At 66.7% G+C, this 11,332-nt stretch carries 12 protein-coding genes; 8 read left to right on the top strand and 4 right to left on the bottom strand.

Features of this window, described 5'->3' with window-relative positions:
- Window positions 1–310: 310 nt before the first annotated feature.
- The 5 genes from HBB12_RS28305 (at window position 311) to HBB12_RS28285 (ending at window position 4,301) form a co-directional block, all read left to right on the top strand.
- A complete protein-coding gene (locus tag HBB12_RS28305; RefSeq protein ID WP_236992418.1) occupies window positions 311–565 on the top strand; it encodes a hypothetical protein in 255 nt (84 codons plus the stop codon).
- Between the two features lie 239 nt (window positions 566–804).
- Window positions 805–1,503, top strand: a complete 699-nt coding sequence (locus HBB12_RS28300; RefSeq protein ID WP_236992417.1) for a carbonic anhydrase — start codon at window positions 805–807, stop codon at window positions 1,501–1,503.
- A 235-nt stretch (window positions 1,504–1,738) separates the two neighbouring features.
- Window positions 1,739–3,154 (top strand): DHA2 family efflux MFS transporter permease subunit, encoded by a 1,416-nt coding sequence (locus HBB12_RS28295; RefSeq protein ID WP_236992416.1) that lies wholly within the window; start codon window positions 1,739–1,741, stop codon window positions 3,152–3,154.
- A gap of 148 nt (window positions 3,155–3,302) precedes the next feature.
- Window positions 3,303–3,638, top strand: a complete 336-nt coding sequence (locus HBB12_RS28290; RefSeq protein WP_236992415.1) for a hypothetical protein — start codon at window positions 3,303–3,305, stop codon at window positions 3,636–3,638.
- Between the two features lie 33 nt (window positions 3,639–3,671).
- Window positions 3,672–4,301: a DapH/DapD/GlmU-related protein gene (locus HBB12_RS28285; protein ID WP_236992414.1), complete on the top strand. Its 630-nt coding sequence runs from the start codon at window positions 3,672–3,674 to the stop codon at window positions 4,299–4,301.
- On the opposite strand, the gene HBB12_RS28280 is transcribed toward HBB12_RS28285, so the two are convergent.
- Window positions 4,294–5,706 (bottom strand): adenylate/guanylate cyclase domain-containing protein, encoded by a 1,413-nt coding sequence (locus tag HBB12_RS28280; protein WP_236992413.1) that lies wholly within the window; start codon window positions 5,704–5,706, stop codon window positions 4,294–4,296. The genes HBB12_RS28285 and HBB12_RS28280 overlap by 8 nt on opposite strands.
- Before the next feature lie 429 nt (window positions 5,707–6,135).
- Here HBB12_RS28280 and HBB12_RS28275 point away from each other — a divergent pair, with 429 nt between their 5' ends.
- Together HBB12_RS28275 and HBB12_RS28270 are read left to right on the top strand one after the other, a co-directional pair.
- Window positions 6,136–6,663 (top strand): ImmA/IrrE family metallo-endopeptidase, encoded by a 528-nt coding sequence (locus tag HBB12_RS28275; RefSeq protein ID WP_236992412.1) that lies wholly within the window; start codon window positions 6,136–6,138, stop codon window positions 6,661–6,663.
- Window positions 6,664–6,881: 218 nt separating this feature from the next.
- Window positions 6,882–7,745 (top strand): hypothetical protein, encoded by an 864-nt coding sequence (locus HBB12_RS28270; protein ID WP_236992411.1) that lies wholly within the window; start codon window positions 6,882–6,884, stop codon window positions 7,743–7,745.
- A 76-nt stretch (window positions 7,746–7,821) separates the two neighbouring features.
- Here the strand turns inward: HBB12_RS28270 and HBB12_RS28265 are convergent, their stop codons facing one another.
- The 3 genes from HBB12_RS28265 to HBB12_RS28255 form a co-directional block, all read right to left on the bottom strand.
- Entirely contained in the window at window positions 7,822–8,232 is a 411-nt protein-coding gene (locus HBB12_RS28265) for a GNAT family N-acetyltransferase (RefSeq protein ID WP_236992927.1), read from the bottom strand.
- 53 nt (window positions 8,233–8,285) lie between these two features.
- Window positions 8,286–9,551, bottom strand: a complete 1,266-nt coding sequence (locus HBB12_RS28260) for a 2-oxo acid dehydrogenase subunit E2 (protein WP_236992410.1) — start codon at window positions 9,549–9,551, stop codon at window positions 8,286–8,288.
- Window positions 9,552–9,686: 135 nt separating this feature from the next.
- Window positions 9,687–10,799: a DUF2336 domain-containing protein gene (locus HBB12_RS28255; protein ID WP_236992409.1), complete on the bottom strand. Its 1,113-nt coding sequence runs from the start codon at window positions 10,797–10,799 to the stop codon at window positions 9,687–9,689.
- Window positions 10,800–11,121: 322 nt separating this feature from the next.
- Here HBB12_RS28255 and HBB12_RS28250 point away from each other — a divergent pair, with 322 nt between their 5' ends.
- The gene (locus HBB12_RS28250) at window positions 11,122–11,328 is read left to right on the top strand and encodes a hypothetical protein (RefSeq protein ID WP_236992408.1); all 207 of its coding nucleotides are present in this window, start codon (window positions 11,122–11,124) and stop codon (window positions 11,326–11,328) included.
- Window positions 11,329–11,332 lie beyond the last annotated feature (4 nt).

Genomic DNA, 11,332 nt, shown 5'->3' with positions numbered 1-11,332 from the left:
CCGAGGGCCGTCTCGCGATGGTGACCATGGGCCTCCTCGATGTTGCGCGAGGTATGGGCCGCGCGGGCCGGAGCGGTCAAGCCGGGTGGGTGGACGTCGACACCCGTTCGTTCATCCGTCGAGGAGCGCTGTCGTCCAGCACAGACGTGCGCAACCGCACCCGGTCTCGTCCCGCGCGGGATTATCGTTTGGATTTTGCGGGGGTGCGTGGTCGCACATCGCGAAAATTATTCTTGCGTCATTCTCATCTTCATCGAATGACGGCAGATATTTCGCCCGCAAAGACAATCTCTCGAAAGGCAATGACGTCATGAAGACGATCGCGATCACGACCGTTCTGGCCGTCTTCGCCGTGCCGGCCGCCGCATGGGCCGAAGGCGGCGAAGGCAGCCGGCAGGCCGCCGGCGGCGGGTTCATGAGCAGCTACGTCACCGGCCCCTATCACGATCCCCGCTCGCAGTTCTCGCAGCGGGCCGGCACCGGCGAGATCCAGCGCGAGATCCTGGGCGAGATCCTGGGCCAGCCGATGGTTGCCGAGCGCGGCCGCTGGGCCGTCGGGCGGTAACCGGTCTCTCCTCCTCCCCTTCGCGGCATGGCTGTCCGGGGAGGTGATACCAACGGTCGTTGGAAACGACCTTTGGTTCCGCTCTCGAATTTTCGCCAAGCCTCTGGTTTGAAATCGAAAATTCGAGATGGATCAATGGCCCGATGCGTCAGCATCTTGGGCCATTGGTATGACTGCGCTCGATCCGAGAAGCTCTCGATCCAGGAAGCTTTTGTCATCCTTCACCACAAGGACCCCTCGTGGACAGCAGCATCATCCAGGGCATTTCCACCTTCCGCGGCAGCGTCTTCCCCGGGCAGCAGCGGATGTACGAGCGCCTCGTGCGCGACGGGCAGCAGCCCAAGGCGCTCATCATCGCCTGCGCCGATTCCCGGGTCTCGCCCGAGCACATCACCCAGGCGGGCCCCGGCGAGCTGTTCGTCTGCCGCAACGCCGGCAACATCGTGCCGCCCTTCGCCGAGATGAATGGCGGCGTCTCCTCGGCGATCGAGTACGCGGTGGTGGCGCTCGGCGTGCGCGACATCGTGGTCTGCGGCCACTCGGATTGCGGCGCCATGAAGGGGCTGATGCAGCCCGGGGCGCTGAAGGACATGCCGAACGTCGCCGCCTGGCTGCGCCACAGCCACGCCGCCGACCGGATCGTCTGCGAGGCCTATCCGGACGACATCGACCCGACGGACCGCCTGCGGGCGCTGGCCCTCGAGAACGTGGTGGTGCAGCTCACGCATCTGCGCACCCATCCGAGCGTGGCATCGGCTTTGGCCAGGGGGCGGCTCTCCCTGCACGGCTGGTTCTTCGAGATCGGGACCGGCACCCTCCACGCCTATGACGGGAGCCGCTTCGTGGCGCTCTCCGACGACGCCGCCCTGCCGGTGGCGGAGGTCTCGGTGCCTCGATTCGCGGCCGCCGATCTGTCGGTGCGGGCGGCGGCGGAGTGAGGCGGTTTTGCCGCCGACCTGTTCCGGTGGAACGGAGCAGGTCGACCCTTGCCGATCGACCCTTGCCGAGGCGATTCCCGGGCTTGCCCGGGATCGCTCCAGAGTGTCGGCGGAGCGCATTCGGTCACGATCGGGTGACAATCTTCGGGCGGCCCCGCATCCACGGCATGGATGACGGGACAGCCCCCGCCGATTCGCGCTTCCGACGAACGACGGTGACGCTAGATAGGGCGCCATGCGTACCGCCCGGATCGTCCCCCTCGTCGTCGCGACGGCCCTGTTCATGGAGAACACGGACTCGACCGTGCTCGCGACGTCGCTGCCGGCGATCGCCGCGGATATGGGCGAGGACCCGATCGCCCTGAAGCTGGCGCTCACCTCCTACCTGGTCAGCCTGGCGATCTTCATCCCCATCAGCGGCTGGGCCGCCGACCGCTACGGCGCCCGCACGGTGTTCCGCTGGGCGCTCGCGGTGTTCATGGCCGGCTCGCTCGCCTGCGCGGCCTCGAACTCGCTCGGCTGGTTCGTCGCCGCCCGCTTCCTCCAGGGGATGGGCGGGGCGATGATGGTGCCGGTCGGGCGCCTCGTGCTCCTGCGCAGCGTGCCGAAGGGCGAGCTGGTCCAGGCGCTCGCCACCCTCACCATCCCGGCGCTGGTCGGCCCGGTGATCGGCCCGCCGCTCGGCGGCTTCATCACCACGGCCCTGCACTGGCGCTGGATCTTCTTCATCAACCTGCCGATCGGGCTCGCCGGCATCCTGCTCGCCACCCGGTACTTCCAGGACATCAAGGAGGAGGCGCGCCCGCCCCTCGACCTCGTCGGCTTCGTCCTCTCGGGCACCGGGCTCGCGAGCCTGATGCTGGGACTGGCCTCCAGCGGGCGCCACCTCCTGCCGGAAGCGGTGTCCTGGGCCTGCACCGGCGCCGGCATCGTGCTGTGCGGGCTCTATCTCGCCCATAGCCGCCGGGTCGAGCATCCGGTGATCCGCCTCGATCTCCTGGCGTACCCGACCTTCCGGGCGGCGGTGCTCGGCGGCAGCCTGTTCCGCATCGGCACCGGCGCGATCCCGTTCCTGCTTCCCCTGATGCTCCAGCTCGGCTTCGGGCTCGATCCGCTGCATTCGGGCCTCATCACCTTCGCGGCCGCCGCCGGCGCGCTGTTCATGAAGACCATCGCCGCCCGCATCCTGCGCGCCTTCGGCTTCCGGGCGGTGCTGACCCTCAACGCGGTGGTCGCGGCGGCTTTGCTCGCGGTCAACGGCCTGTTTACTGCCAGCACGCCGCATGCCCTCATCGTCGCGGTGCTGCTGATCGGCGGCTGCTTCCGCTCGCTGCAATTCACCGCCGTCAATGCCATCGCGTATGCCGACGTCGATCCGCGCGACATGAGCGCGGCGACGAGCCTCGCCAGCGTGGCGCAGCAGCTCTCCTTGAGCATCGGGGTCGCCTTCGGGGCCTTCGCGCTCCAGTCGGCGGCCGAATGGCACGGCCGCACCGAGATCCGGGCGGAGGATTTCTGGCCCGCCTTCCTGGCGGTCTCGATCCTCTCCGGGCTCTCCACCTTCTCGTTCCGCCGCCTCGCCCCGGAGGCCGGCGCCGAGGTCTCGGGCCACCGCATCGTGCAGGTGAAACCCGCCGCCGACGCGACCTGAGCTTTCCTGAAGGAACTTTAAGCCCACGCTTCAGCCGGCATTCAGCGTGACGGTGCGATACCTCGGGACATCGGGCACGGCCAAGCCGCAAAGTCGGCTCCGGTGCTCGCGACGTCTTCCCTCACTCTCGAAATCATGGGGATTTGCCATGAAGCGCATCGCATCCGTCTGCGTGGCCGCGGCGACCTTGGCGAGCGTGACCCTGGCCGGCGCCGCCCCGGCCGAGGCGCGCTGGCGGGCCGGACCGGCCTTCGCCCTCGGCGCGGTCGGCGGCCTCGCCCTCGGCAGCGCGATCGCCGCCGGTGCGCGCCCGGCCTACGGCTACGGCTATGCCCCCGGCCCGGCCTACGGCTACACGCCGGTCTATGGCGGGCCCGCCTACGGCTACGCCCCGGCCTATGGCCCGGATTGCTACACCGTCCGCCGCCGGATGGTCGACGAGTTCGGCGACGTCTATATCCGCCGCGTGCGCGTCTGCGACTGATCTCGCGTCTGCGACTGAGCCGGAGGGCCGGAGGTGACAGTGAGCCTGCTCGCCCGCCACATCCCGGCCTTTCCCTCCTCCGCCCTCGCGGATCTCGCCGCCGAGCCGCCCTGGTCGCTCACGGCGGCAGCGGGCGACATCGTCCGCCGGCTCCTCGCCGGCCTGTCCGACGACTTTGCGGTCGCCGACGAGATGGCGGTTCATCGCAGCGCCCGGATCGAATCCGGTGCTGTGCTCAAGGCCCCGCTCATCGTCTGGCCGCGTTGCTTCATCGGCCACGGCGCCACCCTGCGGGGCGGCGCCTGGCTGGAAGAGGCCTGCACGATCGGGCCCGGCACGGAGCTGAAGGCCTCGTTCCTGTTCGCCGGCACGGCGCTCGCGCATTTCAACTTCGTCGGCGAGAGCGTGATCGGCCGGGGCGTCAACCTCGAGGCCGGGGCCGTCATCGCCAATCACCGCAACGAATGGCCCGGCGCCACGGTGGCGTTCCGGCATGACGGCGCGACGATCGACACCGAGGTCTCCAAGTTCGGCGCCCTCGTCGGGGACGGGGCACGGCTCGGCGCCAATGCCGTGGTGGCGCCCGGCGCCATCCTTGGCCCCGGCACGGTCGTGCCGCGTCTCGGGCTGGTCGATCACGGCGTTCCGCCGGACCTCAGATGAATTCGTGAACCGGGACCGGCTCGCCGATGCCTCGTAAGCGGCGCAGCTCGCCCCGGGCCGAAACCCCGTTCTCGGCGAGGTGGCGGGCGGATTCCGCGTGGCGCAGGACGGCGTCGGTGGCGAAGATGCCGCCGCTGCTCGCCAGCTGCTGCACCCGCGCCGCCACGTTCACGGTCTGCCCGAAGTAATCCTGGCGGTCGTTCAGACTCACCGCCAGGCAGGGCCCCTCGTGCAGCCCGATCTTGAGCACGAGATCGTCGGCCCCGCGCTCCCGGTTCAGCTCGCGCATCGCCGCCCGCATCCGGAGCGCCGCCGCCACCGCCCGGTGCGGGCTCGGGAAGGTCGCCATCACGGCGTCGCCGATCGTCTTCACCACCGCCCCGCCCTCGGCGGCGACGATCTCGTGCAGGATCCGGAAATGCGCCCGCACCAGGTCGTAGGCGACGAGGTCGCCGACCCGGGCATAGAGCTCGGTCGAGCCCTTCAGGTCGGTGAACAGGAAGGTCAGGCTCAGGATCTTGAGCCGCTGGTCGATGTCGAGCGTGTCGGTGCGGTAGAGATCGCGGAAGGTCTGGTTGCTGAGGAGCCGCTTGGCGGTGAGGAAGGACCGTCGCCCGCCGAGCAGTTCTTCGAAATCCGGCCCGACCCGGAAGATCGTCGGCAGCACCCGCCCGGAGCTGCGGTTGTCGAGGGAGAGCCGTAACGGACCGGGGCGAAACGTGCCGCTGCCGGCGCTCGCCCGCGCGCTGTCGAACACCAGGGCGAGATCCTGGCGCTCCTGCGTCGGCTCGCCCTCGACGGTGAGGCTGTGGGCGGCGTGGGTGACGGGATCGAGCACGATCAGCGGCTCGGGCCCGAGCTGCAGCGCCAGGATCATCCGCTCGCCGGCTTTCAGCTCGACCGATTCGACGGTCGCCCGCTCCGCGAGGCCTGCGAAGGCCTCGGGCTCCGGGAAGGCGACGCCGGAGCCGAAGAAGACCTGGCGCTGGTAATCCCAGAACCCGAGCCCGTCGGGATCGTGCGCGGCGATGCGCCGGACCCGCGGGCTCACCGTGAAGGTCACCTCGACCGTGTCGTCGAGGACCGGCTCGCTGTCGAGGGCGCAGAAGGCGCAGTGATAGCCCTCCGACCTCACGCCGCGCAGGCTCGCCGGTGCCTCGATCACGCCGCCGCAACTCGGACACAGCACGTTCCAGGACAGTTCGAGGAGGCCGAGCCGCGCCCCGTGCAGGAGCGCGGCGATCACCGGCTCGTCGTCGAGCCCGGCTTGCGCTGCGAGGTGCACGGCGTTGATCCGCGCCAGGTCCTCGTCGGACCCGTGCCGCAGCAGCCGCTCCACCGCCCGGGCAGCCTCCGGCTCCGCCGTGCGATGGAGCGCGGCGAGGAGGGCGTCGCTCTCGTCCATAGCCCTAGCTTAGACCCGGGGGAGGGCGGATGCACCCAGTATTTCATTCTTGGCGCTACCCTCAAGTGACGCAATTTGGTAACGCAAACGGCAGTTGTTGTGCGCCTGGTCATCTCAACGCGAAAATCCGTAAAATCATTATTTTGGCAGAGATAAAAGAGAGGATATATCTATTGTATCAAAATTATATAATATATCTATATGTTTTAACATGCAGAAAGTATGGATGGATTATTTTATACGCCGGATTCTGAAGGGGATGCCGTAAAGTGGCATTTCTTAGCTAAGCGGTCGAAAATGCAATTTGTGAGAGTGCGGTGCTAAAGCGCACCTTCTTGTCTCCAGTTGTATGGCTCTCTGTGTATGTTCGTGGTATGTTCCTGTGGACAAATGTGGTACAAGGTGGGTAAGCATGGGTAGAGGTGTGACGTGGATAAAGTGAGCCCCATCCCGTCTATGCTGACGAAGCCTGAAGTGCATAAAATTGCCGAAGGTATTGCAGCTGACTTGGGATACATCCCTGGCGACCCTATCGAGCCGCTGCTCTCTGTGATTGGCGGGCAGATTGCCTATCGGCCATTGTTTTCTGCTATTGAAAGCGCTGACTCTATCCACGTCAATCCCGATGGCGAGTTCACGATATTTATGTCTGGATTGACATCGGCTGAACGTGACAGGTTCACTATAGCTCATGAGTTGGGTCATCTATTTTTGCATTTTCCGCTCATAAAGAAGCGACACCCTGGAGATATGATGGTTGCAACGCGCTGGGTGGACGAGACAGATAATATTCAACGCCGCGCGGAATGGGAAGCTAACTGGTTCGCGGCGGCATTTTTAATGCCTGCCGATCTATTTAAATGTGCAGCAGATCGTCACGGCAATGACATTGCTTCTATTGCTTCTGAGTTTGGTGTGAGCGCTCATGCCGCTCAAATAAGACTCCGCACTATTTGAGAAAAAAATGTCTGAATATTTCTGCCCTAATTACAGGTTGCGCCTATTCATGTCTGTCGACCTAGTGGGGTCAACGGCTTACAAAGGCGGAAAGGGGCGGGATATCGTGCAACGAACCGCTCGGCAGAGATGGGTCGATGAAACGCGCCATTTCTATCGCGAGTTTCCTCGAATGCTGAATAGGGAATTTGATAGGTGTGCAATCGTTGACGATGCCAATGAAGGACTCAGCCCTCAAGTATGGAAGACAGTTGGTGATGAAATTATTTTTTGTATCAAGCTTGAGCATTTGCAGCATATGGGCATTCACAAAATCTTTAGAAAGTTATTCAAGATATTTAGAGAAAAGTCATATTGATCTTGATGTAAAGGGGGTGGTTTGGAGTGCTGCTTTCCCTGCTCCAAATGTAACAGTTCCTGTCGATCAAAAGCACGCTGATGTCTCCGATGCGCAAATCGGATTGCAAGATCACGAATCCGTAGAGGCCGGCGGCGATAAAGAGCCATCAAAGTACGAATTTTTAGGAAAAGAAATAGATGCTGGATTTAGAGTTGCCAAGCACGCTGGTCCAGACAGATTGGCCCTTTCGTTAGAGGTTGCCTATCTGCTTTCGTGCCTATGTTCGAATGGAGAATTCAATTTTTCTTTCAGATACGGCGGTAGAGAGGGTTTGAAAGGTGTTATTTTCAATAGGCCATACCCGATAATCGCGCTCGATACCGAACGCCGAGCGTTTCGACGCGAGGTTCGTGCCTTCGAGCAAGCGATCAGCGGGGACAAAGACGCGCAACCACATTTATTGAAGACATTTCTGGACGCTTTTATGAGAGATGAGGGCATCGAATTTCCATTTCTACCTCGGAAAAATGAAGCAATCAAAGCAGATATGCTTCCAAGATCGTATCAAGATTTTAAAAAATATTGGCCATATGAGAAAAAGGAAGACGTACAAAGGGTAAAAGTAGAAGTGCAAGGAGAGAACGAGGAAGCTGTAAGGACGCTGGATGCCGAAATTCCGGTCCAAGATCCAGAGTCTCGCGCTATAATAGAGGAAAATCGCGCCATGTTTTTCAAAAAATAGTTATATTGTCAGATTATAATTTCAAATATTATCAATTGCAAAATAAATATAACCGCCGTATTTAATGCTGAAAGGGTTATCGGCTGCAATTGCCAAGCCTAGCCAGCGCCTCCCCATCAAGCCGGAAAAACACCTTCTCCGGCTTCGGCGCCGCCCCGAGCCCTTCGTAGAACGCGAGCAGCGCCGGCTGCCCGGCATCCGCCGTCCAATCCACCCGCTTCAGCCCCCGCGCCACGGCCTCCTGCGCCACCGCCCGCACCAGGGCGCGGCCGTGGCCGGCGCCGCGGTGGCGGGCGCCGACGAACAGCTCCTTGAGGAACAGGCCGCCCGCGAGGCCCGGGCCGGGATAGATCGCCGAGAAGGCGGCAAAGCCCGCGAGATCGGCGCCGTCTTCCGCGACCAGGAACTCGGTGCCGGCAGGGCGCCCGGCGAGCGCCGCCTCGACCTCGGCGAGCGGCGGGCACGACCCGCCGTAATGGTCCTGCATCTCGGCAAAGAGCCGCGCCAGGGCCGGATGGTCGCCCGGCGCGAGCGGCCGGATCACAGGGCGCCCCGGCGCAGGTCGGTGAGTACGGCGGCGAGGTGGGAGAGGAAGCGCGCCGCCGCCGCACCGTCCACCGCCCGGTGGTCCCAGGACAGGCTGAGCGGCAGGATCAGCCGCGGCTGGAAGGCGGTGCCGTCCCAGACCGGCTCGATGCGCGAGCGCGCCGCGCCCAGGATCGCCACCTCGGGCGCGTTGATGATCGGCGTGAAGCCGTCGCCGCCGATGCCGCCGAGCGAGGAGACCGAGAAGCCGCCGCCCTGCATGGACGCGGGCGGCAGGGTGCCGGCGCGGGCCTGCTCGGCCAGTTCCCCCATCTCCTGGGCGATCTCGACGAGGCCTTTGCGGTCGCAGTCGCGCAAGACCGGCACCAGGAGGCCCCGCGGCGTGTCGACCGCGAAGCCGACATGCACGTAGTCCTTCAGGATCAGACCGTCGCCGTCGAGCGCCGCGTTGAAGCGCGGGTAGGCCCGGAGCGCGGCGGCGGCGGCCTTGATCAGGATCGCCACCATGGTGACCTTGTGCGCCCCAGGCCGGCCGGCGCCGTTCAGCTCGCGGCGTAAGGCCTCGGTCTCGGTGACGTCGGCATGGTCGAAATTGGTGACGTGCGGGATCGTCAGCCAGTTGCGGGTGAGCGCCTGGCCGGAGATCTGCTGGATGCGCGACAGCGAATCCCGCCGCACCGGGCCGAACTTGCCGTGATCGACCTGCGGCCAGGCCGGCAGGCCGGCGCCGATTCCGGACGGGGCGGGCGGGGGAGCGGCGGCCGGACCCGCGGCGGGGGAGGGGGGCGCCATCTGGCCGCGGACGAAGGCCAGCACGTCCTCGCGCAGGATGCGCCCCTGCGGGCCGGTGCCCGGGATGCCCGCGAGATCGACGCCGAGCTCGCGGGCATAGGCGCGCACGGAGGGCGTGGCGTGGGTGTCGGCCGTGGCGGATATCTCGGACGCGGACGCGGACGCCGCCGGCGGCGGAGCGGTTTCGGGAGCGGGGGCCGCCTGGGGCGCCGGCGCGGCGGCCTCGCCGGAGGTGTCGACCGTCAGGATCGGCATTCCTTTCGAGACCCGCGTGCCCGGCGCCACCAGGATCTCGGCCACCACGCCCGCCACCGGCGAGGGGACCTCCATGGTGGCCTTGTCGGATTCGATGCTGATCAAGAGGTCGTCGACGGCGATCCGGTCCCCCGGCTTCACCAGGATTTCGACCACCGGAACGTCCTTGAAGTCGCCGATATCGGGCAGGGCGACCGGCAGGCTGGCACTCACGAGGCTCTCCCGAGACGTGTCTCGTTGTCCCGTCGCGCGTCCGGCTCGAAGGCGGCGCGGCGTCCGGAGCGCCACGCCTAGCCGATTTCATGATCGAGGGGAAACCGCCGCGCTTGCCCCTCGACGCGCTCCGTCTCAGCGAGCCTGGCGGGTCCGCTCGGGCAGGCTCGGGCGCAGGGACGGCGCCGCGGCCGGGCGCAGGCGCGGCGAGGCCGGGCCGTGGGCCGGGCGGTGCTGGTCGGGGGTGGCGGTGCGCGCGCCCGGCTCGCCGCCGAGGATCGAGGCGACGAGGTCGCGGGCGGTAGCCGCATCCATGGCGCGGAACAGCTCGGTGAGGCCGAACACCGCCTCGACCGAGCGGGCGATCGAGGGATCGAGGCGCAGGAAGATGAACACCGCCTCCTCTTCCGCCAGATCGGCCGCCCGCAGGGCGAGAGCCAGGAGGTCGCGCCGCTCCGGCTCGGTGGCGCGGAAGCTCACCCCCGGCATGCCGAGCGCTTCGCCGAGCGCCACCTCGAACCCCTCCGGCTCGCCGCGGGCCGCGAAGGCGGTGAGCGCGGCGCCGGCGGCGCGCATGCCGGCCCGGCCTTGGGGACGCAGGGCCGCGCGGGCGGCGACGGCGTCGCGGATCGCCGCCCGGCGCTCCGGGCCCGCCTGCAGGTAGAGCGGCGCGAGGTCGCCCGGCGGCAGGTCGGCGCGGGCGACCAGGAGGGCGGCCAGCTCCGGCCTCCCGCGCGCCCGCTCCACCAGCCGCTCCAGGGCGGCCCCGGCCAGCGGCGCCGTCCCGTTGCGGGCGAGCGCCAGGTCGACATCCGGTTCGTCGCGCTGGCTGAGGTCGTCGACGAGCGCCCGGCCGAGGTCGTGCCGCAGGGCGATCACCGCGTCGAGCTCCGGCCCGTTGCCGGCGGCGTCGAGCAGAGCCGTCGACAGGACCGGGGCGAGCGCCAGCACCGCGTCGCGGGCGCCGCCGCCATGGGCGGCGAGCAGCGTCAGCACGCTCTGGGGCGTGTCGGCGAGCGGCGCGAGCTTCTGGGCGACGATCTCGGCGGTGGCGGAATCGACCGTCGGGATCAGCCCGCAAGCGAGGGACTCGAAGGCCCGGATCGTCGCGACGTCCCGCACGGGGGCGGCGCGAAACAGGTCCGTCTGCACCCGCAGCAGGACCGGTTTCATGTCGAGACTCCGGTCTCGCGCGAGGTCGAGGAGGCCGGAGAGGTCCGGCGGAGCGTCGGCGGCGGAGCGGGCCATGGGCGATCGGGTACGCAGGACATGAAAGCGAGCCCGAGAATGCGAGGGACTGCGTAAAGCGACGCTTAAGGCTGCGGGCAGCCGTCGGCCCCCCGCCTGGGGACAACGGGGATAGCTCGCATGCGCGGTCACCGATGGTTTACGCCGCCGGCCGGCCGGCGCCTCGGCGGTCGCTCGCTGGAAACAGTCCATTAACCATGTACGTGGTTTCGTCCGCGCATGAGGTCGCGATGGGCGGCGGTCCCGGAGGGACGTGCCGGAGGGCCTTGGGCGTCAAGGGCCTTGGGCGGAGAGGGACATGGGCGGAGGCGGGAGAGCACACATGGTCGGCCACCAGCGGCGTCCCTCGGCGGACGTCATCCCGTTCCCGGTCGCGAGCCTGCGCTCCGTCGCAGGCAGCCCGGCCGATTCCCCTTCCGTGGACGCGGTCCGCGGCACGATCCTTCTGTTCACGGGAGTGCGCTATGAGAGGCTGCCCGATCCCGCCGAGCCCGGCCGCCCCGCGCCCGAGCGGCGCTGCCGGCGCTAGATCT

The organism is Methylobacterium sp. SyP6R (assembly GCF_019216885.1).
GTDB lineage: Bacteria > Pseudomonadota > Alphaproteobacteria > Rhizobiales > Beijerinckiaceae > Methylobacterium.
This window is presented reverse-complemented; position numbering and strand designations above follow the sequence as displayed.

What these genes read in the sequence shown, in the direction of transcription:
- HBB12_RS28255 (WP_236992409.1), bottom strand. Translation starts at nt 10,799, where the DNA reads ATGGCCCGCTCCGCCGCCGACGCTCCGCCGGACCTCTCCGGCCTCCTC.
- HBB12_RS28250 (WP_236992408.1), top strand. Translation starts at nt 11,122, where the DNA reads ATGGTCGGCCACCAGCGGCGTCCCTCGGCGGACGTCATCCCGTTCCCG.
- HBB12_RS28295 (WP_236992416.1), top strand. Translation starts at nt 1,739, where the DNA reads ATGCGTACCGCCCGGATCGTCCCCCTCGTCGTCGCGACGGCCCTGTTC.
- HBB12_RS28290 (WP_236992415.1), top strand. Translation starts at nt 3,303, where the DNA reads ATGAAGCGCATCGCATCCGTCTGCGTGGCCGCGGCGACCTTGGCGAGC.
- HBB12_RS28305 (WP_236992418.1), top strand. Translation starts at nt 311, where the DNA reads ATGAAGACGATCGCGATCACGACCGTTCTGGCCGTCTTCGCCGTGCCG.
- HBB12_RS28280 (WP_236992413.1), bottom strand. Translation starts at nt 5,706, where the DNA reads ATGGACGAGAGCGACGCCCTCCTCGCCGCGCTCCATCGCACGGCGGAG.
- HBB12_RS28265 (WP_236992927.1), bottom strand. Translation starts at nt 8,232, where the DNA reads ATGCAGGACCATTACGGCGGGTCGTGCCCGCCGCTCGCCGAGGTCGAG.
- HBB12_RS28270 (WP_236992411.1), top strand. Translation starts at nt 6,882, where the DNA reads ATGAAGGACTCAGCCCTCAAGTATGGAAGACAGTTGGTGATGAAATTA.